Genomic DNA, 24,982 nt, shown 5'->3' with positions numbered 1-24,982 from the left:
GTTCAAACCTTATAAAGTCTTGGGTGAGGCAGCTTGAGCGTAATCGCTGTAGCTCTTCATCTGTTTGGCAATCGCCGAAATCTTTGTGGCGTAGTTCGGGTCCGTCGCATAGCCGGCCTTCTGCAACTCTTTTACGAATTGTTCCGGGTTATCGGCCGAGTTCACGACATCTTGATAACGATCGTTGTTCTGCAGCAGGCTGACCAGATCATGGAAACTGTCGGCATACGAGTCGTACGAGCGGAACTGCGCCGTTTCCTTGAGCATCTTGCCGTCGCGAAATTCGCTGGTAATGGCTCGCGCCTGATCCCCTTGCCAGCTGCCGGTGGCCTTGATGCCAAACAGGTTGTGGCTGCTGTTGCCATTGTCATCACGCATGACCGATTTACCCCAGCCCGTTTCCAGCGCTGCCTGGGCCACCAGCACGGTCGGATCGACGCCGATACGGGCGGCGGCATCCTTGGCCAGGGGCAGCATCGTCGCAACGAAATCGTCGACCGAGTTGAAGGCTTTCTTAGCCGGCGCCAGTGGTGGCTGAGCCACACTGCGGCCGTGAATCTGCCAGCTTCCGGTGTCGCCCTTGGCTGTGCCGCTGGTGAGCGCCGATTTCCAGTTAGACGGCAGCGCGTTGTTGCCAGTGGCTGTGCGGGTGACGTTGATGCGGTTTTTGGCGGTGGCCTGCATGGCCGCATCGGTGGCAGTGGATGGGACGATACCCGCCAGCAGTCGGTCAGTCAGCTTGGCGGGCAAGGACAGGCGGCGCTGATTGAGCATTGCCATGTCGTTGCGATTGGTCGGTTGCGCTCGATCGGCCTTGAGGTCGGCGGTAACGGAGCGCACGGCGCCCAGGGTCTGCCGAGTGGTGTCGGGCGCATGCGCGAATGGGTTGCCGCCGGGGCGTTGCGTCGACTTGTTCTTGGACAGTTGGCGCATCAGCACGTCCTGCAGGCCGATGCCGTTACCCTGCTTGGACAGGGTCACGGCCAACTGCTGGTCGTACATGGATTGGTACTGCTTGGCGGCCTCGGAGTTCATCGGATTGTCCTTGGCCAGCACATCATTGGCCGAACGCATCGACTTGAGCATTTCACCGAGAAACAGCGATTCGAACTCCTGCGCCACCTTTCTCAGGTTGGCGTCGCTATCCTTGTCACCCACTTTCAGCGCGTTCAGGCGATTAAGGTCGGTGTAGGCCCCCGAATCGGTGCTGGTAGTGACGCCGCCCTTTGGCATGTCCATGCTTGCCTACCTCAAATCACGATCAGATCGGCTTGCAACGCGCCAGCCTGCTTCAGTGCTTCAAGAATCGCCATCAGATCTCCGGGGGCTGCGCCCACCTGGTTTACCGCACGCACGATCTCGTCGAGCGTGGTGCCCGGGCCGAACTTGAACATCGGCTTGGCTTCCTGCTGAGCGTTGACCCGCGAGCGTGGCACCACCGCCGTCTGGCCATTGGAAAAAGCCCCGGGCTGGCTGACGATCGGGTCTTCGGTGATGGTCACGGTCAGGCTGCCGTGAGTCACTGCCGCAGGAGACACCTTGACGTTCTGGCCGATGACGATGGTACCGGTGCGCGAGTTGATGATGACCTTGGCCACGGCCTGGCCGGGATCGATCTCCAAGTTTTCCAGCAGCGACACGTAGTCCACTCGCTGGCTGGGATCGAGCGGGGCGGTGACGCGTACTGAGCCACCGTCCAATGCCTGGGCGACGCCCGGACCGAGCATATCGTTGATTTTGTCGACAATACGCTTGGCGGTGGTGAAGTCGGAGCGGTTGAGGTCCAGAGTCAAGCTGTTGCCCTGGTTGAAGCCGCTCGGCACTGCACGTTCGACACTGGCGCCGCCCGGGATGCGTCCGGCCGACGGCACATTGACGGTAATCTTGGAACCGTCGCGGCCTTCGGCGTCGAAGCCGCCGACGACCAGGTTGCCCTGCGCGACGGCGTAGACATTCCCATCGATACCCTTGAGTGGGGTCATCAACAGGCTGCCACCGCGAAGGCTCTTGGAGTTGCCGATGGAAGAGACGGTGATGTCAATTTGCTGACCCGGCTTGGCGAACGCCGGAAGATCGGCATGAACCGACACTGCTGCGACGTTTTTCAGCTGCACGGTGCCTGTGCTTGCCGGCACTTTGATACCGAATTGCGCCAACATATTGTTAAATGTCTGCAGAGTAAACGGCGTCTGGGTTGTCTGATCCCCCGTACCGTTGAGGCCCACAACCAGGCCATAACCGATCAACTGGTTGGTCCGCACGCCGGAAATGCTGGCAATGTCCTTCAATCGCTCGGCCTGGACAGCGGTAGCCGCCGTCAGGGACGTCGCTGCGATCAGAGTTGCAACCATCAGGTGTTTGAGTTTGCGCATGTTGGTCAACACCTAGAAGGGCCAGTAAGAACTCATGAAAAATCGGTCCAGCCAGCCTGGCTGACTGGTATCTGCAAATGAGCCGGTACCCGAATAGGTAATGCGCGCGTCTGCCACGCGGGTGGATGACACGGTGTTGTCAGTCGCGATGTCATCGGCGCGGATCAGGCCGGCTATACGCACCAGTTCTTCACCGGTGTTCAACGTCATCCACTTCTCGCCACGCACCGACAGAATGCCATTGGGGAGTACATCGGCCACTGTGACCGTCACCGAGCCGGTCAGGCTGTTGGCCTGATCAGCCTTGGCGGTGCCATCGGTGGCCCGTGTACCGCTGTAGCCCGCATTCAAACCGAGCTTGCCACCGGTCAGGGGATTGGTGGCCGATACGCCGCCACCGAACAGTGAGGTCAGCCCCAGCGAGGTATCCGAATCCTTGGTCAGCTTGGAATTGGCGCTTTTACTGGCAGCGGTTTTCTCGGCCAGGGTAATAGTGATGATGTCGCCTACACGAAATGCCTTGCGATCGCCATACAGGTTTTGCTCGAAACCAGCCTGGTAAATGGAACCGTTATTGGACGCAGCTGGCAGCGGCGTACGCGGCAGCACCGGTGCATAGTAAGGATCGTTGGGTTTCGCAGGCGGCGCGACGCAACCTGCCAATAAGGCGACCCCACTCAGGGCAAATACGTTGAACAAGCGACTCATGACACTGACCTCACAATGTAGCTGGCGCGGGCAGCGCCCTGTACCTGAATTACAGATTTTGGGTAATGAACTGGAGCATCTGGTCCGCAGTGGAAATTACCTTGGAGTTCATTTCGTAGGCACGTTGCGTGGTAATCATGTTGACCAGTTCGTTGACCGTGCTCACGTTGGAGTTTTCCAGGGTGTTTTGCAGCGTAGTGCCAAAACCGTTGAGACCAGGCGTACCGACCTGTGGGGCGCCGCTGGAGGCGGTTTCCAGGTACAAGTTGCCCCCGACAGACTGCAGGCCGGCCGGGTTGATGAAGTCCGCGGTCTGCAGGTTGCCTATCACCTGGGACGTAGCGTTGGCGGCGGTGGTGATCGACACAGTGCCGTCGGTGCCTACCGTGAAAGTCTGGGCGTTGGTCGGCACAACGATGGCGGGTTCCAGCGCCATGCCACTGGAGGTCACGATCTGGCCGTTGGAGTCCAGGTGGAAGGTACCGTCACGGGTGTAGGCCACGGTGCCGTCAGGCTGCATGATCTGAAAGAAACCGCGGCCGTTCACTGCCATGTCCAATGGCTGGTCAGTGGTGGCCAGGCTGCCGGCAGTGAAGTTTTTCTGAGTGCCGACGATGCGCACCCCGGTACCTAACTGCAGGCCTGACGGCAGTTCGGTGTCATTGGTAGAGTTGGCACCTGGCTGACGCTTGGTCTGGTAGAGCAGATCCTGGAACTCTGCGCGATCGGCCTTGAAACCGGTGGTCGAAACGTTGGCCAGGTTGTTGGAAATGGTCGTCAGGTTCATGTCCTGGGCGGCCAGACCGGTCTTGCTGACGTAAAGTGCAGGAAGCATTCTATTCTCCTAGGTGCGCGCTTGTTTTTCGCCGCGCCCGATCATTTGTCAGGTGTTCTGCAAAACACGCGCCACGGACTCATCATCTTCCTTGGCAGTGGTCATCATTTTGATGTGCAGCTCGAATTGTTTGGACAGGGCGAGCACCGAGGTCATCTCTTCCACGGCATTGACGTTGCTGGCTTCAAGGAAACCTGCGGTCAGGCTGGAGGTGGCTTCGGCCGCCGCCGGTTTGCCATCCTTGGTGTGCATCAGGCCGTCGCTGCCCTTGGTAAGGTTGCTGGTCGGCGGCTTGACCAGTTTGATGCGATCGACCTGCGCCATGACCTGCGGGCCTTCGCCCATCGAGCGAATGCTGATGGTGCCGTCGCTACCGATCTCGATCTGTTGCTCGGGCGGCACTGCGATTGGTCCGCCATTGCCCATGATCGGCATACCCTTGCCGTCGCGCAGCACACCTAACGCATCGATGTTCATGCTGGCAGTACGCACGTAGGCCTCGCTGCCATCGGGCGCCTGCACGGCGATGTAGCTGTCGCCATCGGCTGTCACATCCAGATCCCGACCAGTTGCCTGCAATGGCCCCGGGGTAAAATCGGTGCCGGGATTTTCGGTCATGGCGTAAGCGCGCGATGGAAACACTTCACCGAACACAGGCATCGAACGGGCCTGTTCCAAGTCGCGTTGAAAGCCTGTGGTGGAAATGTTGGCCAGGTTGTTGGCATGTGACTTCTGTGCCAGCGCGTTTTGGCTGGCACCGGTCATTGCTACATAAAGCATTTTGTCCAAGGTGCGTCTCCCATGACGGGCGAATGCCGCCTGCCGGTGTTCAGACATGGATAAAGCAACAAGCAGGCCAAGGTTGAAAAAACCTTTGTATACGCCGAGATACAGGCTTTCGAGGGGGTAAGATCAGCCTTGACTCACCCCCTTGAGGACGAAAAAACGGCGCTGTTCTGCCGGGGGGAGGCAAGGATCGGCCTGGGGGCGTCAAAAAAAAAGGCCCCATCTTGCGATTGGGGCCTTCAGGCAGTGCGTCAATGACCATCAGGTCATCTGAATGAGGGTCTGCATGATGGTGCTTTCAGTGGAAATGGTTTTGGCATTGGCCTGGTAGTTGGACTGCGCCTTGATCAGATTTACCAGTTCCGAGGTCAAATCGACATTGGAATCTTCCAGAGACGAAGCCGTCAGCGAGCCGAAAGTGCCTGCATCCGGAGTGCCGACCACCGGCACGCCTGAGGCGTACGTTTCGCGCCAGGAGGTGCCACCGGCCGGGCTCAGGCCCTGAGTGTTGGCGAAGTTAGCCAACGCTACCTGACCAATGACGTTAGTCATGCCGTTGCTGAAGGTAGCCGTCAGCTGGCCGGTATCGCTCACCGACAATGCAGACAGTTCACCCGTGGCATAGCCGTCTTGATCCTTGGCAGTCGTAGCGGAGGTCGCGTTGTACTGGGTCAGATTGTTCATGTCCAGCGAGATCGACGCGCTGGCCGAAGCGCCATTGGCCGACCAACTGCCGTCGCTGCTTTGAGCCGCTGGTACCCATCCAGCCAGGCTGAATTTACCGTCATCACTTACCGTCAAACCACCGGTCACGGCACCGGCTGTGTAGTTGTATGAGCCGTCAGAGTTAAATGAGAGAGTGTTCGCCAGCGGTGTTGTGGAGGTCGGATCACTCGGATTCACACCGTCGACAGTGGTGTACATCGTCCAGGAATTGGCCGTGTCATCCTTCACGAAATACTGGTTCAGTTGGTGAGCATTGCCCTGACTGTCATAAACATCGGTGTTGAAACTGTAGTTGTAGCTACTGGTGTCGCTCGCGCTGAACGGACTGACCGTGGGCGTGGTGGCGCTGGAGTTAAGGTTGACAGTCTCGCTGACGCTGGTGGTGGCTTTGGGATCCAGGTTGGAGGTGTCGATTTGCAGGTTGGATAATATGCCCGAGGTCAGGTTGCCCGAAGAATCGGTGGTGTAGCCTTGCAGATTGTTGCCGCTGGCATCGACGACATACCCGGACTTGTCACTGTAGAAGGCACCGGCACGGGAATATAGCTTGGAGCCGTTGTCGCTCAATATGAAGAAGCCATTGCCATTGATGGCCATGTCCAGGCTGTTGCCAGTGGAGGTGATGTTGCCTTGGGTGAACGATTGCGACACTGCCGCAGTGGTTACCCCACTGCCTACTGTGGTCTTGCCCGATGTGCCACGGATCGACTGAGCGTATTGATCGGCGAATTCCGTGCGCGATGATTTGAAGCCGGTGGTTGCCACGTTGGCAATGTTGTTGCCGGTGACATCGAGCGCCTTATTGGCTGCTGCCAGGCCGGTAAGGCCGACGTTGAAAGACATAGTTTCACTCCTGCGCCGATGCCGGCATTAAATTCCGATGGTTTGAACAGCCGACAGAGCAACGCTGGACCCTGTCGCAAGGTTGAGTGTCATTTCACCGCCACTGGTGGTAGCCATAGTCACGCTGTTGACAGTGGTTGGCAGGTTGGTCGTCATTACAGTCGAGGTGCCATCAACAGTTGCCACGGCTTTGAACGTGTAGTTGCCCGAATCCAACGTATTGCCATCACCGTCCTTGCCATCCCAGGTAAAGCTATAAGTGCCCGCAGATTGCGTACCCATGTCCAGTGAGCGCACCAGCGTGCCGCTGCTGTCATACACACCGACCGTGTTGCTGGTACTGGAATCGGTCAGATTCACGGAGCCGGTCAGGCCGGTGCTGGTATCGACGTCGGCGACGGTGCCGGTCGCTATCACCGTATGGCCCACCAGCGAGGATGCCTGCAGAGCCTGCGACGATTGATATGAGGTGAGAATGGTGCTGACGGAGTCGTTAAGGCTCTGCATGCTTTCCAGACTGCTGAACTGGGCCAGCTGGGACACGAATTCGCTGTTGTCCTGCGGATCCAATGGGTTCTGATTCTGCATCTGCGTAACCAGCAGTTGCAGGAAGGCATCCTTGCCCAGCGCGCTGCCTGCCGTGCCCGTGGAGCTGTCAGTGGTGCTGGTCGTCTTCTGCAGTGCCGTCAATACGGACGAAGCCGAAGTGCTGTCTGTCGTTGTAGTCATGGTGGCTCGCCTCTATCACTGACCCAGGGTCAGGACTTTCTGCATCATGGTTTTCGCGGTATTCATGATGTCCGCGTTGGTCTGAAACGAACGGCTGGCGGAAATCATGTCAGCCATTTCCTCCACCACGTTGACGTTCGGGTAATAGACGTAGCCGTCCTTGTTCGCTGCCGGGTTGTTAGGTTCATAGCGACCTTCAAGATTGCTCTGATCCTCGACGATACCGGCGACCTGCACGCCACTGCCGGCAGCGTCCTGGTCCTGAAACAGCGAACCGCTGTCGCCGGTGTCGGCACTGGCTTGGTCGAACATGGTGGAGAACACCGGATGCCGGGCGCGATAGGTCTTGTCAATACTCGAGGAGACGGTCTCGGCGTTGGCGATGTTGCTGGCTACGGTATTCAAACGCGTGGTTTGCGCGCTCATGCCGGTACCGGCGATATTGAAGACGTTGGCAAGAGACATGACTTACTCTCCGCGAAGGGCCGATACCAGCCCTTTGAATTTACTGTTGAGCAGTGTGAAGCTGGCCTGGAAGTTCACTGAGTTCTGCGCGTAGTTCGCTTGTTCGATCTGCGCATCGACGGTGTTCTGATCGATGGAAGGCTGCGATGGGGTGCGGTACAGCAGTTCCTCATCACCGGTGCCCAGACCTTCGGCTTCAATATGTCTGGCATTGGTTCGCTCGAGGGCGAAGGTGCCGTTCCTGGTCTTGTCGCTCTGGTTGGCCAGAACGGCAGCAAAGTCCAGGTCCCGAGCCTTGTAGTTAGGGGTATCGGCATTGGCCAGGTTATTGGCCAATACCTCCGCTCGCTCTGCGCGAAAGGTGAGGGCTTGCTGGTGAATGCCCAGCGCATTGTCGAAACTGATACTCATGTCGGTAACCTTTGGCGGCAGACCAGATATCTGTGATTGGTGCTGAAGCAAGCCTCATGCCAAATTGGAAAGCCCTGATTTCCGGGGCTCTGCGGAGCAGCGACAAGCGGCGATGTCAGAAAAGCGGCAATGGTTTTCCGCTTTTCCGACGGCAAAGCGGCAAGAGATGTCATGGATGCGTCGCATTCATGGGCATATTTTTTTGCAGAGTACGATTCGTCGGACTTGTGACCAATGGGTCAAAACGTGCATCTTCACTGTATTGTATTAATAGGCGCGCAGGCCCTTTGGCTTGTCGCAGGTCCTGGCCCGCCACGGAGCCCTAGACGCCCCCGTCCCCGGCGGGCGGTGATTACCCGTTTTTCTGCATTGGGAAGCCAGCATGATTGGCATTAAAAGTATCGCGAGCTACGTGCCCACGGGCGGCGTTGATAACTATGCGCAGGGCGCGAAATTCGGCAAGGCCGAAGATTTCATTCTCGGCAAGATCGGCTCCGCCTTTCTGCCTCGTAAAGACGATGCTCAAGAAACCTCCGACCTATGTGTCGAGGCCGTCAAAACCCTGTTCACCAATCACCCCGAACTGCACCCGGATAGCATTGACGCGCTGATTGTCGTCACCCAGAACGGTGACGAAGAAGGATTGCCACACACTGCAGCCATCGTTCAGGCCAAATTGGGCCTGCCAATCCATATCGCCGCCTTCGACCTCTCGCTGGGCTGCTCGGGTTACGTGTATGGCCTATACGCCATGAAGGGCTTCATGGAAGCCACCGGCCTGAAGAATGGCCTGCTGATTACCGCCGATCCCTACTCCAAAATCGTCGACCCTGAAGACCGTAATACCGCCATGCTGTTTGGCGATGCCGCTACCGTTACCTGGATGGGCGATGAGCCGGTCTGGACACTTGGCAAATCGGCCTTTGGCACCGACGGCAGCGGTGCCGCGCACTTGAAAGTCGCCAACGGGCTGTTTCTCATGAATGGCCGTCAGGTCTTCAACTTCGCCCTGGTTAAAGTGCCGGCGCACCTGCAACTGCTGCTCGATAGCTCCGGGCTGACATCGAGCGATATCGACGCCTATTGCATCCACCAGGGCAGCGCGGCCATCGTTGACGCCGTGGCGCGCCGTTTTGAAGAAGCTGCGCCGGAGAAATTCGTCAAGGATATGCTGGAAACCGGCAATACCGTGTCATCAAGTATTCCACTGCTGTTGGAAAAGCATGCCTTCAGCGACCGCTGGAAGCGCGTGGCAATCAGCGGCTTTGGGGTGGGATTGTCTTGGGGGTCGGCGATTATCGAGCGTCGTTGAAGCCCTCCGGGAGCCCCATTCGGGCTCCCACTGCTTTTTGCCATTCACTTGGCGCCCTTCTTGCACCGTCCCCCTTTATTGCCGTCAGAAACCTGCCGCTCATTGTGCGTGGCGCTTAGGCGGCTCATTTGTGGCCGAAAGCGCCTGGCAGCGCTTCCGCTATTTGCCCTCGGAGTTCACGGTGAAACTCAACATCGCCCATATCGGCAGCAACGACTGGTTCAACTTCAAGGCTGATATCATCTATGGCCTTTATCACAGCCTTACGTCCTTGGGGCACGAAGTGAGCATGAGCCACAACCAGTTTTTCACTGGAGTGCACAACGTGGTCATTGGCGCCGACTGGCTGGTTGATGAAGGGCACTTGCAGCACATCCGCCAAACCCAGGCGGAATTTTCCATCTACGACGTGGAGTGTTTTGATGGCAAGACCATCAACCAGCGCGCCGGCTTCAAGATCGAGAATTACCTCGAGCTGCTGAAGATGAGCCGTTTCATATGCACTCCGTATCGCTACAACCTGCAGGCATACCAGGCGTGCGGGGTCAGCCACAAGGCCACTTACGCACGCTGGGGCTACTTTGACGAGCTGGTCACCCCAAACATTAATCGTCGCGCAACTATCCAGCACGATGCAGTGTTCTTCGGGTTAGCCAAGGGCGAACGCCAAATCAAGTTGGACAGGCTTGCGGCCATTGCCGGCATGCGCTTGCGCACGGTGGACCATAAGACGCCACACATGAGTCGTGACTATTACTTGTCGTCCACGCGTTATGGCTTGTCATTGTGTGCGGGAGAAGGGGAGCAGTTCGTCAATCCGTTCCGCATCTACATGATGACCGCCAATGGCGTGCCGGTGCTGGCCGACAACCCCCGTGACGACGACGGTTACCTGGACTTCACTGCGAGCGGCAGCATGGATGATATCTGCGCCTTCTTTGCTGACCCCGAATCGCGCTTCGAACTCACTGGAAGTCTGGCTGATGGCGTGCGTCTCGCCGATGAGCTGAAACCTCTCTTCTAATGCGCACTGGGACAGGTCCCCGCTGTAAATGGTGCGTAAACCCCAACCTGAATGAGTTGCGACGACATACAAAATGGCCAATCACTTCCCTGACTCCTCTTCTGCGCCCGATCTGACTACGCTCACGTTCAAGCTCTGTCGTGCTGACGGCACTCTCGATGTTGCCCCTGTCAAGTTGATACCGGGCGGGACCCTGGATGGCTACTACCACCGCAATGAGGCGGCTTGGGGAGTAGTCGATGGAAATCTCGCGTTTCTGACTTCGGAAGGTAGACCGAGTACTGTCTTCAACAGAGCCAGTTTGATCGACGGAAAACTTGTACTTGAGGGTGATTTTCTGCTGCATCCTGAAATGAAAATAGTCCATCAGCTTCGGCAGATTGAGTGGGACTTCCAAAGCCGAAAACGTCATGACCGTCTTACGGCTCATCATCTGGCAGCAGAAATCGAGCATTTTGGTTGGGTCATTGGGGATCATACTTACGGCATTCCTGCTGTTGTCGAAAAAGCTTATTCGAAACTGCGGATTGGCAAATTCTGCTCGATCGCCGACGGCGTGGTGATCGTGCTGGCAAACCACCGTATGGATGGAGTGACTACCTATCCTTTTGCCAGCCTTAAACAATACTGGCCTGCGCTGAACGATTGTCCTGTCGCCGACCATGCTGTTAAAGGTGATGTGACGATTGGCAATGATGTTTGGATTGGCTACGGCGCTACGATTCTATCCGGCGTGACTATCGGCGACGGTGCGGTTATCGCTGCCCGCAGTGTCGTAACCAAGGATGTTCCGCCATTTGCGATATATGGCGGTAATCCCGGAAAAGTCTTGAAATATCGTCATTGCGAGGAAGACATTGCGAGTCTTTCGCGAATCAAGTGGTGGGAGTGGTCCGATGAGGTCATCAACGAGCGTCTGCCGTTGATGATGGCGGATATGAACGCCTTTATCGAACGCTACAAACTTATTTAGAGTTGCCGAAAGCTCGGTGCTCAGGAAATTGCTGCGCAGGTCCGAGCGTTCTACATGAGTCGGCTTGCCAGCGAGCTGTTCGTATTCCCACGCTCGCGGGCGAATTCGATTCTCACTGTCAGATGATGCCGTCGGTTTGCAGCGCGGTAATAATGCGTTCCAGTGGATTATTCCAGCCAATAAGCGCCGGATTGCGGAACAGTTGAACGCTGTTGTACCAATAGCTGCGCCCTTCCTTGAGCCCCCAGCGCCAGTTGGGGTTCAATTGGACAAGTACGTAGGTGGGCACGCCGAGTGCGCCGGCAAGGTGAACAGTGGTGTTATCAACGCTGATTACGGCGTCCAGAGCGCTGATTTGCGAGGCTTGGGGATCCATCGCGATGCGTGCGTCGACTGTGTCGTCGTGGTAGACGGACAGGCCAGCTGCTTGCATTTCAGCAATTTCTTCAGCGGTACTGTCGTACTGCAGATCGATGAATTGCACGTTGCTCAGTTCCGAGAGCGGCAATAGGTCCTGGATCTGTGCACGACGGCTCTGGCGCTCGGTCTGCATCGTCTTGCCACCGCGCCATGACAAGCCAATCAGCCGTTTGCCAGGAAACAACCGTGCATATTTATCCTTGTAGTCCTGCGAGGCTTGAGGATCGGCCGTGAGAAAACTTTTTCCACTGCCGAAACTGGCCAAGTCATTGCGCAAGATTCCGCCCAGGCTGCCGATCGGGATCTGGAAATCCGCACGAGGCCAGCTTTGCTTGAACATGCGTTTGCCTTCAATCTGTTCCTCTCCCATCGTCTCGCGGCGCAGAAAGTTGACCCCGTCGAAGCTGCGAGTGAATAGGTCATCGAGGCGCGCGTAGATTTCATAGTGCAGCGTGCCTCCGAACTCGCGCAATTCGTTCAGCATGCTGGCGAACATGATGTGATCGCCAATACCTTGCTCGGCCCACACCAACAAGACTTTCCCCTCCAGCGACTCGCCATTCCAGCGTGGGATGCTGAAGTGCTGCGCGTGCTCGGGCTGGGACGCCTTCCAGCGCCACTCATTGTGTTGCCAGCCCTGCTGGAATTCTCCCAGGCGTAGCATGATGAGTGCGATGTTGTTGTGAGTGCCGGCGTGTTCAGGGTTGTTACTCAATACTTGCTTGTAGTACTTGAAGGCCTCCTCATAGCGACCGACGTGCTCCAGCGATCCTGCCAAGTTGAACAGTTGCGTTTGGTTGCCAGGGTCCAGCTCAAGGCCCAGTTGATAGCAGCCGATAGCATCGTGGTAACGTGCTTGGCCGAAATACTGTTGGGCGAGCAGGGTAAGAATCTGCGATTGCTCGGCAGGTAAAAGTGGTAATTCCAGCATGTCGTGGATTACCCGCTCCAACTCCTCCCGCGCTTCAATGCGATTGAGTGCTTCGTGAAGCAGTTTGAAGCGCCACAGGTTCGGCTGCGCATTGAACCATTCGCGAGCCTGTGCAGGCTTGGTGGTATAGCGGGTCAATTTACACATGTGCTGAAAGATCAGACGGTCGACCTTGATGTCATGGGGTAATGCAAGGGCGGTTTCGACATGGTCTGCGGCTTGTTGCTCTTGCTGGCGCTCGAAGAGTAGGTGCGCAATCTGGGCGTGAATAAGGGCGGTACCAGGGACCAAGCGTGCAAGTTCTTGATAGAGCTTAAGCTGCGTGTCGCTATTCTGACTTTTTTCTGCCAACGCCAGCGCGGTAGATATGCGCTGGATCTCGGCCTGTTGTGTTCTGCTCTGCATAAGAAGGTCCGGCTGTCGTGACGGGGGTTTGACATGTATCAGAGCTGTAGCAAGAACAAGGCCATCCCTTAGAAATCCGGATTGCAAGGGTGTGAGCAAAAAAAAAGCAAATTTTCCTCAAGTGATTCCAAGACCCGACGATAACTACTACGAAGGTTCTGTACGGCAACTCACTCGCACTACCACCCAGCCCTGGAACCCACACTCCGTTAGACTCACTGCAAGGAAATTTGTCATGGCTCTTACCGTCAACACGAATATTGCCTCCCTGTCGGTTCAAAAGAACCTGACCGCTTCCTCCAATGCTCTGACCACGTCGATGACTCGCCTGTCGACTGGCCTGCGTATCAACAGCGCCAAAGACGACGCTGCGGGTTCGCAAATCTCCAACCGTCTGACCTCTCAGGTCAAAGGTCTGGACGTAGCGGTCAAGAATGCTCAAGATGCCAACTCGATCGCAACCGCCGCTGAAGGCGCGCTGCAAGAATCGACCAATATTTTGCAGCGTATGCGTGAACTGTCCCTGCAGTCGGCTAACGGCAGCAATAGCAGTGAAGACCAGTCGGCACTGAACCAAGAGTTCAAGTCGATGACCGCAGAACTGACTCGTATCTCTAAGACAACCACTTTCGGCGGCGGCTCGTCGGGTATCAAACTGCTGGACGGTACAGCAGGCAATAGCGGCACTCTCACATTCCAAGTCGGCGCTAACGCTAACGAAACCGTTTCCTTCACCCTGAGTGACATGGGTGCTTCAGCTCTGAAAGGCAGTGCTGCTCTGGCTGTCAAATCCATGAGTGCGGTTGTGGCCAGCGCCGCTGCTACCGTGGCTTCGAGCTCTATGACCATCGGTGGCGTGGAAGTCGACATCGCTTCCGGTTCGTCAATGAGCGACGTAGTCAGCGCCATCAACACCAACGTTAGTGGCGTGACCGCTACCCTAGACAGTGCGGGCACCGGTATCATTTTGACCTCTGGTAGCGACATTGCATCTGTAACAGGTACTGGCACTCTGGTTGCTGGTGTTGCCTCTACGGCTGTGTCCACCTCGAACTTCACCGTTCAGCAACTGAGCATCACCGATGCCTCTTCGGCTCAAAAAGCCACTCAGGTTATCGACGCCGCTCTGAAGCAAATCGACACCCAGCGTTCTTCCCTGGGTGCCATCCAGAACCGTCTCGATAGCACCATCTCCAACCTGCAGAACGTGTCGGAAAGCGCCACTGCTGCTCGCTCGACCATCCAGGATGTGGACTTCGCGGCTGAAACGGCCGAGATGACCAAGCAGCAAACCCTGCAGTCCGCGGCGACCGCTGTACTGGCTCAGGCCAACCAGCTGCCTTCCGCTGTACTGAAACTGCTGCAATAAGGTAGCAGCCATACGGCTAAAACCACGGAAAGGGCGCTTGCGCCCTTTCTTTCGTTGCCATAAGAGGAATGATTCATGGGCCTCAATCTGAATATAGCGGCCGTTGATAGTCGTACCCTCGGAACTCTCGCGGCGGGTGGTAATTCGGTGGCGAGCCAAACAGGCCAGGCTAGCCAACGGTCCGAGCAGGCTGGGCAGCCTGTGTCGCAAACGCTTGAGCAGGCGGTGGGCAGCCTGCAGGATTTTATGACGGTGACGCACCGTAATCTGAACTTCTCCGTGGATGAAAGCACCGGCATCCAGGTAGTCAAGGTGGTTGCCAGCGATACCGGCGAAGTGATACGGCAGATGCCTTCGGAAGTGGCACTGAAGCTGGCGCAGAGTCTCAAGGACGGTAACACCTCGCTGTTCGACGGATGGGCGTGAGAGTTAGGGTTGGTGCTTAACTTGCATGGCTGAGGGAATAAGTTCATTTCCTAACGCATGCGCCAATAATTTGAGTGGGAGGACACACTATGGGTACTTCGGTTAACGGAGTTGGGTCAGGGATCGACATTGACTCCATCGTCTCGTCGTTGGTAACTGCACAGAAAACGCCAAAGCAGACGCAGATCACCAATGCCAAGACTGAGGCCACGACTACGCTGTCCGCAGTCAGTTCGTTGAAGTCGGCGCTGTCGACTTTCCAGACGGCCATGACCGATCTGAACGTGGCCAAATCCTTTGCCGGCCTGACCGCTACGTCGTCAGACGAAGACAAGATGACGGCTACCGTGAGCTCGGGCGCTGCTGACGGAACTTATTCGCTCACGGTTGCTCAACTCGCAACCGGCTCCAAGGTTGCTACCCAGTACATTGATTCGGGCGCTACCTTTTCAACGGGTGGCAGCCTGACCTTGACCCAAGGCGACAGCACCCTCGGCACGGTAAAAGTGGCTGCCAATGCCAGCCTGTCGACCATCCGTGACAGCATCAACACCCAGCTGAAATCCAGCGGCATCACGGCCAACATCATCACTGACTCCACCGGTCAACGCCTGGTCATCAGCTCCAGCAAGACCGGCGAAGGCACTGATATCAGCGTGACGGCGACGTCGGGTCTTTCAGCCCTGGCGATCGATGGTTCATCGGCTACAGGTTCAGTCGCCTCTGCGACCACGGGCGGTTACGTCACTGCGCCTGCGCAGGACGCCGAGTTCACCATCGACGGCCTGTCGATGACCAGTGCATCAAACACGGTCACGGGTGCGATCAGTGGTGTCGAATTCACCCTGTTAACCGGCGAAAATTCTAAGTCTACGCTCACGGTGGAAACCAACACCGACGGGCTGAAAACCTCGATCCAGAGTTTCGTCGACTCGTACAACACGCTGATGAGCTCGATCAAATCGCTCACGTCCGTCACCTCCAGCACTGACGACGATGGTAACGCCACCACTACCGCGGCTGCGCTGACCAGCGATTCCAGCGTGCGCAATATTATCAACAGTCTGCGTAACCAATTGGTCGGTACTTCTACCAATGGCGGCACCATTACGCTGCTGTCGCAACTGGGCGTAGCTACACAAACCGACGGCACGCTTAAAATCGACGACGACAAGCTGGAAACAGCGTTGGAAACAAACGCTTCATCGGTGGAGGGTTTTTTTACCGGTACGGGTGGTTTGCTTGACCGCATGTCTTCCGGCCTCGACCTATACGTCAAGAATGACGGCTTGCTTGATCAACGCGTCGACTCTCTGAACGACACGCTGAGCGACCTGGCGACTCAGCAGACTACCCTCAATACACGTATGGACAAGTACCAGACGACCATGTACGCCAAGTACAACGCCATGGACACCCTGGTCGCGCAACTCAATGCGACCAGCAGTAGCGTGATGACAACGCTCAATGCGCTCAACACCGATTCCAGCGATTGAAGCGGATGATCGGTCAAGGGGCGGCTAAACTTTGACGCCCTTGGGTCGATACAAAGGCATGAGGGTCAAATGTCAGGCAACTTCCCGAGGTAACATCCATGAATCGCATAGCCGCGCTTCGACAGTACCGAAGCGTCAATACACAATCCGAAATGGTCGATGCTTCGCCTCATCGCTTGATTCAATTGCTGATGGAAGGCGGGCTGAGTCGGATCGCCCAGGCCCGCGGTTGCATGGAGCGCAATGAGTTGCTGCAGAAGAGCCAGCTGATTGCCAAGACTCAGAATATTCTGGCCGGTCTGCGTGACGGCTTGGATTTCGAGACGGGGGCTGACATCGCGGCCAACTATGCTCGGCTATATGATTACATGACGCGCCGTCTGGTTATGGCCAACCGGATCAATAGCCTGGAGATACTCGACGAGGTTTCCGGGTTGCTGTTGACCGTGAAACAAGGTTGGGATGCCATCGATCCAGCGACGGCGACACCGGCGAAGCCTTGAAAAGCTGGCAATAGGTAAATAGCCCTGGTCTGGCGCTGGTCGTTGAAAGGTTGGGGCTCTTGCTCCCCAGGAGATTGTCATGAGTGCACTGCAAAATATTGAAGTAACTCGTCATGCGCTGGAGAGCGCGCTGGCCGATGGAGATTGGGAAGCCATTACGGCGCTGGATCTTGAGTGCAGAACCTGTATCGATCGGGTTCTTGATGATCAGGATGTCGACAAGCAGAAGTTGCGTAGCAATCTGGAAGCCTTGCTGCTGTTGTACAGGCGCCTGATTGATGTGACGTCGTCGGCGCGCGAGAATCTCGCTTCGCAGATGAGTCAGGCGCGTCAGGGGCACAACGCCGCGAAGATCTATCATTTAGCCCAGAAAGCATCAATGATGCGCTGACATCCGATTCATTTCAGCCTTGATGCGTGATACTTTGCACCGGATTGCGCACAAAGAAGATTGCCTTCCATTGTCGCGTCATAAATTTGACTGATTGAGCTATTTTGTCTTAACTTAGCGTCGCGGCGCTGACTACATTCAGACGCCTATCAGCTGCACCACGGCCAAATTATGTCGAACTCGCCCTTCGATGGGCATAGAGTTGACTAGGGAAGTTGCTATTGCATGTGGCGTGAAATCAAAATTCTGCTGATCGATGACGATAGCCAGCGCCGCCGTGATATGGCGGTGATTCTGAATTTTCTTGGCGATGAGAACCTGTCCTGCTCCAGTACCGACTGGCAGCAAGTGGTAGGTTCTCTGGCGTCCACCCGGGAAGTCCTGTGCGTATTGGTCGGCACCGTAAATGCCCCAGGCAGTCTACAAGGGCTGCTTAAGACCATCGCTGCGTGGGATGAGTTCCTTCCTGTCTTGCTGATGGGCGAAAATTCGTCGGCGGACCTGGCCGACGACCTGCGTCGTCGGGTGTTGTCCACCGTAGAAATGCCCCCGAGCTACAGCAAGCTGCTCGATTCCCTGCACCGGGCCCAGGTTTATCGTGAAATGTACGATCAGGCCCGTGAGCGTGGTCGTCAGCGCGAAACCAATCTGTTCCGCAGCCTGGTCGGTACCAGCCGTGCCATCCAGCATGTGCGCCAGATGATGCAGCAGGTTGCCGATACCGACGCCAGCGTGCTGATCCTCGGCGAGTCCGGTACCGGCAAGGAAGTGGTCGCGCGCAACCTTCATTACCATTCCAAACGCCGCGACGGGCCTTTCGTGCCTGTGAACTGCGGCGCCATTCCGGCCGAGCTTCTGGAAAGCGAGCTGTTCGGCCACGAGAAGGGCGCGTTCACCGGGGCGATCACCAGCCGGGCAGGGCGCTTCGAGCTTGCTAACGGCGGCACGTTGTTCCTCGATGAAATCGGTGACATGCCGCTGCCGATGCAGGTCAAGCTGCTGCGCGTGCTGCAGGAACGCACCTTCGAGCGCGTGGGTAGCAACAAGACCCAGAGCGTCGACGTGCGCATCATTGCGGCGACCCACAAGAATCTCGAAGACATGATCGAGACCGGTGGTTTCCGTGAAGACCTGTACTACCGCCTCAACGTGTTCCCCATCGAAATGGCGCCGCTGCGTGAGCGTGTGGAAGACATTCCACTGCTGATGAACGAGCTGATCTCGCGCATGGAGCACGAAAAACGTGGCTCGATCCGTTTCAACTCGGCGGCGATCATGTCGCTGTGCCGTCACGGCTGGCCGGGTAACGTTCGTGAACTGGCCAACCTGGTGGAGCGAATGGCGATCATGCACCCGTACGGGGTAATCGGGGTTTCCGAGCTGCCGAAGAAGTTTCGTTATGTCGATGACGAAGACGAGCAACTGGTCGACAGCCTGCGAAGCGATCTGGAAGAGCGCGTGGCGATCAACGGCCATACGCCGAATTTCGCCAACAGTGCGATGTTGCCGCCCGAAGGCCTGGACTTGAAAGACTATCTCGGTGGTCTGGAGCAGGGGCTGATTCAGCAGGCGCTGGACGACGCCAATGGCATCGTTGCCCGTGCCGCTGAACGTCTGCGCATCCGCCGTACCACGCTGGTGGAGAAGATGCGTAAGTACGGGATGAGTCGCCGTGAAGGCGACGATCAGGTCGACGACTGACACTTGTTTGACGCGCAAAAAACAAACCGCTGATTTTTCAGCGGTTTTTTTTCGGCACGAGGATTGCTAAGTCTCTTGCAACATACCGTTTGCTGACGGTTCGCCACCGAGAGATCAACTATGTCCCAGGCCGCTCAGATGTCTTCCGAACCCGTCTTGCCAGGTTCGCAAGTGCAGCCGTCCCCGGAAGTGGAAAGTCGACAAGGGTTGGAACAGGCATTTTCCCTGTTCAACCAGATGTCGGCGCAATTGACTGATTCCTACAGCTTGCTCGAAGCACGGGTTACCGAGCTCAAGGGTGAGCTGGCGGTGGTCAGCGCCCAGCGCATGCAGGAACTGGCCGAGAAAGAGCGTCTGGCCAACCGGCTGCAGAATCTGCTCGACCTGTTGCCCGGAGGCGTTATCGTCATCGACGGCACCGGAACGGTTCGCGAGGCCAACCCGGCCGCCCTGGAGCTATTGGGCGAGCCGCTGATCGGCATGCTCTGGCGTCACGTCATTGCGCGCTGCTTCGCGCCTCGAGAAGACGACGGCCATGAAATCTCCCTTAAAGACGGGCGTCGTCTGTCCATCGCGACCCGCTCGCTGGACGCCGAACCGGGGCAGTTGGTGCTGCTCAACGACCTGACTGAAACCCGTCATCTGCAAAGCCAGCTGGCGCGCCATGAGCGTCTGTCGTCGCTGGGACGCATGGTTGCCTCCCTTGCTCATCAGATCCGCACGCCGTTGTCGGCGGCGATGATCTACGCCAGCCATTTGACCGAGCAGGCACTGAATGTCGAGACCCAGCAGCGTTTCGCTGGCCGCCTCAAGGAGCGTCTGCACGAGCTGGAGCATCAGGTCCGCGACATGCTGGTGTTTGCCCGAGGCGAGCTGCCGCTGACCGATCGCGTGACCCCGCAGGCGTTGGTCGATGCGCTGGAGTCCTCGGCGCAGACCCATGTTCGGGATGTCGCGGTGCGCTGGCGATGCAACAGCGTCGATGGCGAATTGTTGTGCAACCGCGACACCCTGATCGGTGCGTTGCTCAACCTGATCGAAAACGCTGTGCAGGCCAGTGCTGCTGGCGCACGCGTCAAGATTCATGCGTACGACCGTGGCAACACCTTGCGCCTATGCATCAGTGATAACGGTAGCGGTATCGAAGCCGCCGCTCTGGCCCGGATCGGCGAGCCATTCTTCACCACCAAGACCACCGGCACCGGACTCGGGCTGGCGGTGGTCACGGCAGTTGCCAGGGCTCACCAGGGGCAGGTGCAATTTCGTTCGCGTCCGGGCCGCGGGACCTGTGCCATCGTTTCCTTGCCGCTGATTCCGGGCGTCAGCGCCACAGGTAACCGCTCATGACGATCAATGTATTGCTGGTCGAGGATGATCATTCCCTGCGCGAGGCGCTGGGTGAAACCCTGGAGCTGGCCGGTCACGATTACCACGCCGTCGGCTCTGCCGAAGAGGCGATGCTGGCTGCGGGTGCAGTCTCTTTCAGTCTGGTGATCAGCGATGTCAACATGCCGGGTATGGACGGCCATCAATTGCTGGCCCAACTGCGCAGCCGCTATCCGCAACTGCCGGTGTTGTTGATGACGGCTCATGGCGCGGTGGATCGTGCCGTGGAAGCCATGCGTCAAGGTGCCGCCGATTATCTGGTCAAACCCTTCGAGCCCAAGGCGCTTCTGGCGCTGGTAGCCCGTCACGCGTTGGGCCGATTGGGGCCTGCGGACGGTGAAGGCCCGATCGCGGTCGAACCGGCCAGCGTACAGTTGCTCAATCTGGCGAGCCGGGTGGCGAAAAGCGATTCCACGGTGCTGATTTCCGGCGAATCCGGGACCGGCAAGGAAGTGCTGGCGCGTTTCATTCATCAGCAATCGCCGCGCGCCGGTAAACCGTTCATTGCCATCAACTGCGCGGCGATACCGGACAACATGCTCGAAGCCACCTTGTTCGGCCACGAGAAAGGCTCCTTTACCGGCGCCATCGCCGCTCAGGCGGGCAAGTTCGAACAGGCGGATGGCGGGACCATTCTGCTCGACGAAATCTCCGAGATGCCGATGGGGCTGCAGGCCAAATTGCTGCGGGTTTTGCAGGAGCGCGAGGTGGAGCGGGTCGGCGCGCGCAAGCCTATCGCACTGGACATTCGCGTGCTCGCGACCACCAACCGCGATCTGGCGGGCGAGGTAGCGGCGGGGCGTTTCCGTGAAGACCTGTTTTATCGCCTGTCGGTGTTTCCGCTTGCGTGGCACCCGCTGCGTCAGCGTCCCGGCGATATTCTGCCTCTGGCCGAGCGTCTGCTGGCCAAACACGTCAATAAAATGAAGCACGCGCCGGTGCGGTTGTCGGCCGATGCGCAAAAGTGTCTGGTCGAATACAGCTGGCCGGGCAACGTGCGCGAGCTGGACAACGCTGTGCAGCGCGCGCTGATCCTGCAACAGGGTGGGGTGATTCAGGCGCAGGACTTCTGTCTTGCGGGCCCCATCAGCTTCGCGTCGATGCCTGCCCAGGCGCCGATGCTTCAGGTTCTGGCGCCGCTGCCGACACCGCCCGGTGTCATGGAATCGTCGCTGGAGACTGCCAATGGCGAATTGGCTGGCGCGCTGGGGGAAGACCTGCGCCGTCGCGAGTTTCAGATGATCATCGACACCCTGCGCGCTGAGCGTGGCCGGCGCAAGGAAGCCGCCGAACGCCTGGGTATCAGCCCTCGTACGTTGCGCTACAAATTGGCGCAGATGCGGGATGCGGGGATGGATGTCGAAGGGTATCTGTTCGCTAGCTGACATCAATCAAGCCTGTAGGAGCACGCCTGCCCACGAATGCGTCGTGTCAGACCATTAAGATTGGCTGAGACGAAGCATTTGCGGGCAAGTGCGCTCTACAGGTTCTAAACGCAGCTTTTGTAACCATCCCAATACTTTCATGAAAAGCTGGCACTGTGCCGTCATTGGTCTGGCACCGTTGTTGCTACTACATGGATAACCGCGGAATCGGTGTCAAAAATTTGCGGCCCTTTTGAGAGAGAAGTCCATGAGCCAAGGTGTTGAATTTAATCGCTTGATGTTGGACATGCGCTCCATGCAGATGGACGCCATGGCAAAGCCTGCTGCTATCGAAGCCCCGGAGATCACAGGCGGCACAAGTTTTTCCGACATGCTCGGCATGGCCGTCAACAAGGTCAACGACACGCAACAGGCGTCGAACCAGCTGTCCACGGCCTTCGAAATGGGCAAGAGCGGCGTGGACCTCACCGATGTGATGATTTCCTCGCAGAAAGCCAGCGTCTCGTTTCAAGCGCTGACCCAGGTACGTAACAAGCTGGTTCAGGCGTACCAAGACATCATGCAAATGCCGGTTTGAGGACAATTTAAGTCATGGCTGAAGCCGTCGCCGATAACGTACCTGCCAAAACGGGTGCGACAGGAAGCAAGCCGCCGATGTTCGGTTTGGCGTTCCTGCAAAATCTGTCCGAGATGACGATGCTGCGTCAGGTTGGCCTCATGGTCGGTCTGGCTGCCAGCGTGGCGATTGGTTTTGCCGTCGTGCTTTGGTCGCAACAGCCAGACTACAAGCCGCTGTATGGCAGCTTGTCGGGCATGGACACCAAGCAGGTGATGGATACGCTGGCGCAGGCCGACATTCCTTACACCGTGGAGCCCAATTCCGGCGCCTTGCTGGTCAAGTCCGACGACCTGGCCCGTGCCCGTATCAAACTGGCCGGCGCCGGTATCGCGCAGAACGACGGCAACGTCGGCTTCGAAATTCTGGACAAGGACCAGGGCCTGGGCACCAGCCAGTTCATGGAGGCCACCCGTTACCGTCGCGGACTGGAAGGCGAATTGGCGCGCACCATTTCCAGCCTGAACAACATCAAGGCCGCTCGCGTGCACCTGGCGATTCCGAAGAGTTCGGTGTTCGTGCGTGACGACCGTAAACCCACCGCTTCGGTGCTGGTGGAAATGTACGCCGGTCGCAGCCTCGAGCCGGGTCAGGTCATGGCCATCGTCAATCTGGTGGCGACCAGCGTCCCTGAGTTGACCAAATCACAGGTCACCGTCGTCGACCAGAAAGGCAATCTGCTGTCCGACCAGGCGGAAAACTCCGAGCTGAGCATGGCCGGTAAGCAGTTTGACTACACCCGTCGCATGGAAGGCATGCTGACCCAGCGCGTGCAGAACATTCTGCAACCGGTGTTGGGTAATGATCGTTATAAAGCTGAAGTCTCGGCCGACGTCGACTTCAGTGCGGTGGAATCCACCGCCGAAAGCTTCAACCCTGATCAGCCTGCGTTGCGCAGCGAGCAGACGGTCAACGAACAACGCTCCAGCAGCAGCGGCCCACAAGGCGTGCCGGGTGCTCTGAGCAACCAGCCACCGGGCCCGGCCACTGCTCCGCAGAACGCCACCGCCAGTGCCGCCGGTGCTACAGGCCCGATCGCTCCAGGCCAACCGCTGCTGGACGCCAACGGTCAGCAGATCATGGACCCGGCCACCGGTCAGCCGATGCTCGCGCCGTACCCGGCGGACAAGCGTAACCAGTCGACCAAGAACTTCGAGCTGGACCGTTCCATTAGCCACACCAAGCAACAGCAGGGCAAGATCAATCGCCTGTCGGTAGCGGTGGTGGTGGACGATCAGGTCAAGGTCAATCCGGCCAACGGTGAAACCACCATGGTGCCGTGGACCGCCGATCAACTGGCGCGCTTCACCCGTCTGGTGCAGGACGCCGTGGGCTTCGATGCCAGCCGTGGCGACAGTGTCAGCGTGATCAACGTGCCGTTTTCCGCCGATCGTGGCGAAGTGATTCCGGACATTCCGTTCTACTCGCAGCCATGGTTCTGGGACATCGTCAAACAGGCGATGGGCGTGCTCTTCATCCTGGTGCTGGTCTTCGGCGTCCTGCGTCCGGTGTTGAACAACATCACCAATCCGAAGAGCAAGCTCGCCGACAGTGACGTCGAGCTGGGCGGCATGGTCGGTATGGATGGTGAGCTGGCCAACGACCGCGTGAGTCTGGGCGGTCCGCAAAGCATTCTGCTGCCGAGCCCGAGCGAGGGTTATGACGCGCAGCTCAACGCAATCAAGAGCCTGGTGGCTGAAGACCCGGCTCGTGTGGCTCAGGTCGTAAAAGAGTGGATCAACACAGATGAGTGATAATCGTGCTGCTGCGGTCAAACTGAGCCGCGTTGATAAGGCTGCGATCCTGTTGCTCACCCTGGGTGAGACTGATGCTGCCCAGGTTCTGCGTCACATGGGCCCTAAGGAGGTCCAGCGCGTCGGCGTGGCCATGGCGCAGATGCGCAATGTCCATCGCGAGCAGGTCGAGCAGGTGATGAGCGAGTTCGTCGACGTGGTCGGAGATCAGACCGGCGTCGGCATCGGTTCCGACGGCTATATCCGCAAGATGCTCACTCAGGCCCTGGGCGAAGACAAGGCCAATGGCCTGATCGATCGCATCCTGCTGGGCGGCAACACCAGCGGTCTGGACAGCCTCAAGTGGATGGAACCGCGCGCCGTCGCGGACGTCATTCGCTACGAGCACCCGCAGATCCAGGCCATCGTGGTCGCTTATCTGGACGCCGACCAGGCCGGTGAAGTGCTGAGCCATTTCGACCACAAGGTGCGTCTGGACATCATCCTGCGCGTCTCGTCGTTGAACACCGTGCAGCCCGCGGCCTTGAAAGAATTGAACCAGATCCTCGAGAAGCAGTTCTCGGGCAACGCCAACACGTCGCGTACCACCCTGGGCGGTATCAAGCGTGCAGCAGACATCATGAACTTCCTCGACAGCTCGATCGAAGGCCAGCTCATGGATTCCATTCGCGAGGTGGACGAAGACCTTTCGACACAGATCGAAGACCTGATGTTCGTCTTCAACAACCTGTCCGACGTCGACGACCGTGGTATTCAGGCCTTGCTTCGCGAAGTCTCTTCCGATGTGCTGGTACTGGCACTCAAGGGTTCGGACGAGGCGATCAAGGAAAAGATTTTCAAGAACATGTCCAAGCGTGCCGCCGAGCTGTTGCGCGACGACCTGGAGGCCAAGGGTCCGGTTCGCGTCAGCGACGTGGAAGCAGCCCAGAAGGAAATCCTCACCATTGCCCGTCGTATGGCGGAGGCCGGGGAGATCGTTCTCGGCGGCAAGGGTGGCGAGGAAATGATTTAACAA

The 24,982-nt window shown here is 57.8% G+C and carries 24 protein-coding genes; 14 read left to right on the top strand and 10 right to left on the bottom strand.

What is annotated here, in order from left to right; translation table 11 throughout:
- Positions 1-9: 9 nt before the first annotated feature.
- From flgJ to flgB, 9 genes are all read right to left on the bottom strand, one after another.
- On the bottom strand, positions 10-1,239 hold the full coding sequence (flgJ, locus tag CE491_RS08760) for a flagellar assembly peptidoglycan hydrolase FlgJ (RefSeq protein ID WP_110947956.1): 1,230 nt from the start codon (positions 1,237-1,239) through the stop codon (positions 10-12).
- A gap of 11 nt (positions 1,240-1,250) precedes the next feature.
- Positions 1,251-2,372 (bottom strand): flagellar basal body P-ring protein FlgI, encoded by a 1,122-nt coding sequence (locus CE491_RS08755; protein WP_110947974.1) that lies wholly within the window; start codon positions 2,370-2,372, stop codon positions 1,251-1,253.
- A 12-nt stretch (positions 2,373-2,384) separates the two neighbouring features.
- Positions 2,385-3,080, bottom strand: coding sequence for a flagellar basal body L-ring protein FlgH (gene flgH / locus CE491_RS08750; RefSeq protein WP_110947955.1), 696 nt, complete (start codon positions 3,078-3,080; stop codon positions 2,385-2,387).
- A 49-nt stretch (positions 3,081-3,129) separates the two neighbouring features.
- On the bottom strand, positions 3,130-3,915 hold the full coding sequence (flgG, locus tag CE491_RS08745; RefSeq protein ID WP_110947954.1) for a flagellar basal-body rod protein FlgG: 786 nt from the start codon (positions 3,913-3,915) through the stop codon (positions 3,130-3,132).
- A gap of 48 nt (positions 3,916-3,963) precedes the next feature.
- Complete coding sequence (locus CE491_RS08740; protein WP_110947953.1) at positions 3,964-4,704, bottom strand: flagellar basal body rod protein FlgF; 741 nt, start codon at positions 4,702-4,704, stop codon at positions 3,964-3,966.
- 258 nt (positions 4,705-4,962) lie between these two features.
- Positions 4,963-6,270: a flagellar hook protein FlgE gene (flgE, locus tag CE491_RS08735; protein WP_110947952.1), complete on the bottom strand. Its 1,308-nt coding sequence runs from the start codon at positions 6,268-6,270 to the stop codon at positions 4,963-4,965.
- Between the two features lie 27 nt (positions 6,271-6,297).
- Entirely contained in the window at positions 6,298-6,999 is a 702-nt protein-coding gene (locus tag CE491_RS08730; RefSeq protein WP_110947951.1) for a flagellar hook assembly protein FlgD, read from the bottom strand.
- 15 nt (positions 7,000-7,014) lie between these two features.
- Positions 7,015-7,464, bottom strand: coding sequence for a flagellar basal body rod protein FlgC (gene flgC / locus CE491_RS08725; RefSeq protein ID WP_110947950.1), 450 nt, complete (start codon positions 7,462-7,464; stop codon positions 7,015-7,017).
- A 3-nt stretch (positions 7,465-7,467) separates the two neighbouring features.
- Positions 7,468-7,875: a flagellar basal body rod protein FlgB gene (gene flgB, locus CE491_RS08720; protein WP_110947949.1), complete on the bottom strand. Its 408-nt coding sequence runs from the start codon at positions 7,873-7,875 to the stop codon at positions 7,468-7,470.
- Positions 7,876-8,257: 382 nt separating this feature from the next.
- On the opposite strand from flgB, the gene CE491_RS08715 reads away from it, so the two are divergent.
- From CE491_RS08715 to CE491_RS31050, 3 genes are all read left to right on the top strand, one after another.
- Positions 8,258-9,187 (top strand): ketoacyl-ACP synthase III, encoded by a 930-nt coding sequence (locus CE491_RS08715; protein ID WP_110947948.1) that lies wholly within the window; start codon positions 8,258-8,260, stop codon positions 9,185-9,187.
- 130 nt (positions 9,188-9,317) lie between these two features.
- Positions 9,318-10,211, top strand: a complete 894-nt coding sequence (locus tag CE491_RS08710) for a CgeB family protein (protein ID WP_110947947.1) — start codon at positions 9,318-9,320, stop codon at positions 10,209-10,211.
- Positions 10,212-10,284: 73 nt separating this feature from the next.
- On the top strand, positions 10,285-11,184 hold the full coding sequence (locus CE491_RS31050) for a CatB-related O-acetyltransferase (RefSeq protein WP_324880398.1): 900 nt from the start codon (positions 10,285-10,287) through the stop codon (positions 11,182-11,184).
- A 118-nt stretch (positions 11,185-11,302) separates the two neighbouring features.
- On the opposite strand, the gene CE491_RS08700 is transcribed toward CE491_RS31050, so the two are convergent.
- Positions 11,303-12,940: a tetratricopeptide repeat protein gene (locus CE491_RS08700; RefSeq protein ID WP_110947946.1), complete on the bottom strand. Its 1,638-nt coding sequence runs from the start codon at positions 12,938-12,940 to the stop codon at positions 11,303-11,305.
- Positions 12,941-13,175: 235 nt separating this feature from the next.
- Here CE491_RS08700 and CE491_RS08695 point away from each other — a divergent pair, with 235 nt between their 5' ends.
- From CE491_RS08695 to fliG, 11 genes are all read left to right on the top strand, one after another.
- Positions 13,176-14,309, top strand: coding sequence for a flagellin N-terminal helical domain-containing protein (locus tag CE491_RS08695; protein ID WP_110947945.1), 1,134 nt, complete (start codon positions 13,176-13,178; stop codon positions 14,307-14,309).
- Between the two features lie 75 nt (positions 14,310-14,384).
- Positions 14,385-14,735, top strand: coding sequence for a flagellar protein FlaG (locus CE491_RS08690; protein WP_110947944.1), 351 nt, complete (start codon positions 14,385-14,387; stop codon positions 14,733-14,735).
- Positions 14,736-14,824: 89 nt separating this feature from the next.
- The gene (fliD, locus tag CE491_RS08685; RefSeq protein ID WP_110947943.1) at positions 14,825-16,231 is read left to right on the top strand and encodes a flagellar filament capping protein FliD; all 1,407 of its coding nucleotides are present in this window, start codon (positions 14,825-14,827) and stop codon (positions 16,229-16,231) included.
- Between the two features lie 98 nt (positions 16,232-16,329).
- Positions 16,330-16,734 carry a flagellar export chaperone FliS gene (gene fliS, locus CE491_RS08680; protein ID WP_110947942.1) on the top strand — a complete coding sequence of 135 codons (405 nt, stop codon included), beginning with the start codon at positions 16,330-16,332 and terminating at the stop codon, positions 16,732-16,734.
- Positions 16,735-16,813: 79 nt separating this feature from the next.
- Positions 16,814-17,125 (top strand): flagellar protein FliT, encoded by a 312-nt coding sequence (gene fliT / locus CE491_RS08675; protein WP_110947941.1) that lies wholly within the window; start codon positions 16,814-16,816, stop codon positions 17,123-17,125.
- A 225-nt stretch (positions 17,126-17,350) separates the two neighbouring features.
- Positions 17,351-18,826: a sigma-54 dependent transcriptional regulator gene (locus CE491_RS08670; RefSeq protein ID WP_110947940.1), complete on the top strand. Its 1,476-nt coding sequence runs from the start codon at positions 17,351-17,353 to the stop codon at positions 18,824-18,826.
- 120 nt (positions 18,827-18,946) lie between these two features.
- Positions 18,947-20,173 carry a sensor histidine kinase gene (locus tag CE491_RS08665; protein ID WP_110947939.1) on the top strand — a complete coding sequence of 409 codons (1,227 nt, stop codon included), beginning with the start codon at positions 18,947-18,949 and terminating at the stop codon, positions 20,171-20,173.
- The gene (locus tag CE491_RS08660) at positions 20,170-21,597 is read left to right on the top strand and encodes a sigma-54-dependent transcriptional regulator (protein ID WP_110947938.1); all 1,428 of its coding nucleotides are present in this window, start codon (positions 20,170-20,172) and stop codon (positions 21,595-21,597) included. The genes CE491_RS08665 and CE491_RS08660 overlap by 4 nt, the downstream gene beginning before the upstream one ends.
- A 247-nt stretch (positions 21,598-21,844) precedes the next feature.
- Positions 21,845-22,174 (top strand): flagellar hook-basal body complex protein FliE, encoded by a 330-nt coding sequence (fliE, locus tag CE491_RS08655; protein WP_110947937.1) that lies wholly within the window; start codon positions 21,845-21,847, stop codon positions 22,172-22,174.
- A 14-nt stretch (positions 22,175-22,188) separates the two neighbouring features.
- Positions 22,189-23,967 (top strand): flagellar basal-body MS-ring/collar protein FliF, encoded by a 1,779-nt coding sequence (fliF, locus tag CE491_RS08650; RefSeq protein WP_110947936.1) that lies wholly within the window; start codon positions 22,189-22,191, stop codon positions 23,965-23,967.
- Positions 23,960-24,979 (top strand): flagellar motor switch protein FliG, encoded by a 1,020-nt coding sequence (gene fliG, locus CE491_RS08645; protein ID WP_110947935.1) that lies wholly within the window; start codon positions 23,960-23,962, stop codon positions 24,977-24,979. Before fliF ends, fliG begins: the two co-directional genes overlap by 8 nt.
- Positions 24,980-24,982 lie beyond the last annotated feature (3 nt).

Origin of the sequence: Pseudomonas bohemica (assembly GCF_002934685.1) — a bacterium.
In the GTDB taxonomy this organism is placed as follows: domain Bacteria; phylum Pseudomonadota; class Gammaproteobacteria; order Pseudomonadales; family Pseudomonadaceae; genus Aquipseudomonas; species Aquipseudomonas bohemica.
The sequence above is the reverse complement of the archived record's forward strand: the minus strand, read 5'-3'. Positions and strand labels throughout refer to the sequence as shown.

Bases quoted from the DNA above. Each gene is read 5' to 3' on its own strand.
- flgB (WP_110947949.1), bottom strand. From the start codon at position 7,875: ATGAGTATCAGTTTCGACAATGCGCTGGGCATTCACCAGCAAGCCCTC.
- fliG (WP_110947935.1), top strand. From the start codon at position 23,960: ATGAGTGATAATCGTGCTGCTGCGGTCAAACTGAGCCGCGTTGATAAG.
- CE491_RS08715 (WP_110947948.1), top strand. From the start codon at position 8,258: ATGATTGGCATTAAAAGTATCGCGAGCTACGTGCCCACGGGCGGCGTT.
- CE491_RS08690 (WP_110947944.1), top strand. From the start codon at position 14,385: ATGGGCCTCAATCTGAATATAGCGGCCGTTGATAGTCGTACCCTCGGA.
- fliD (WP_110947943.1), top strand. From the start codon at position 14,825: ATGGGTACTTCGGTTAACGGAGTTGGGTCAGGGATCGACATTGACTCC.
- flgH (WP_110947955.1), bottom strand. From the start codon at position 3,080: ATGAGTCGCTTGTTCAACGTATTTGCCCTGAGTGGGGTCGCCTTATTG.
- CE491_RS08700 (WP_110947946.1), bottom strand. From the start codon at position 12,940: ATGCAGAGCAGAACACAACAGGCCGAGATCCAGCGCATATCTACCGCG.
- CE491_RS08670 (WP_110947940.1), top strand. From the start codon at position 17,351: ATGTGGCGTGAAATCAAAATTCTGCTGATCGATGACGATAGCCAGCGC.
- fliS (WP_110947942.1), top strand. From the start codon at position 16,330: ATGAATCGCATAGCCGCGCTTCGACAGTACCGAAGCGTCAATACACAA.
- CE491_RS08660 (WP_110947938.1), top strand. From the start codon at position 20,170: ATGACGATCAATGTATTGCTGGTCGAGGATGATCATTCCCTGCGCGAG.
- flgJ (WP_110947956.1), bottom strand. From the start codon at position 1,239: ATGGACATGCCAAAGGGCGGCGTCACTACCAGCACCGATTCGGGGGCC.
- fliT (WP_110947941.1), top strand. From the start codon at position 16,814: ATGAGTGCACTGCAAAATATTGAAGTAACTCGTCATGCGCTGGAGAGC.
- fliE (WP_110947937.1), top strand. From the start codon at position 21,845: ATGAGCCAAGGTGTTGAATTTAATCGCTTGATGTTGGACATGCGCTCC.
- CE491_RS08755 (WP_110947974.1), bottom strand. From the start codon at position 2,372: ATGCGCAAACTCAAACACCTGATGGTTGCAACTCTGATCGCAGCGACG.
- fliF (WP_110947936.1), top strand. From the start codon at position 22,189: ATGGCTGAAGCCGTCGCCGATAACGTACCTGCCAAAACGGGTGCGACA.
- CE491_RS08695 (WP_110947945.1), top strand. From the start codon at position 13,176: ATGGCTCTTACCGTCAACACGAATATTGCCTCCCTGTCGGTTCAAAAG.
- flgC (WP_110947950.1), bottom strand. From the start codon at position 7,464: ATGTCTCTTGCCAACGTCTTCAATATCGCCGGTACCGGCATGAGCGCG.
- flgE (WP_110947952.1), bottom strand. From the start codon at position 6,270: ATGTCTTTCAACGTCGGCCTTACCGGCCTGGCAGCAGCCAATAAGGCG.
- CE491_RS08730 (WP_110947951.1), bottom strand. From the start codon at position 6,999: ATGACTACAACGACAGACAGCACTTCGGCTTCGTCCGTATTGACGGCA.
- flgG (WP_110947954.1), bottom strand. From the start codon at position 3,915: ATGCTTCCTGCACTTTACGTCAGCAAGACCGGTCTGGCCGCCCAGGAC.
- CE491_RS08665 (WP_110947939.1), top strand. From the start codon at position 18,947: ATGTCCCAGGCCGCTCAGATGTCTTCCGAACCCGTCTTGCCAGGTTCG.
- CE491_RS31050 (WP_324880398.1), top strand. From the start codon at position 10,285: ATGGCCAATCACTTCCCTGACTCCTCTTCTGCGCCCGATCTGACTACG.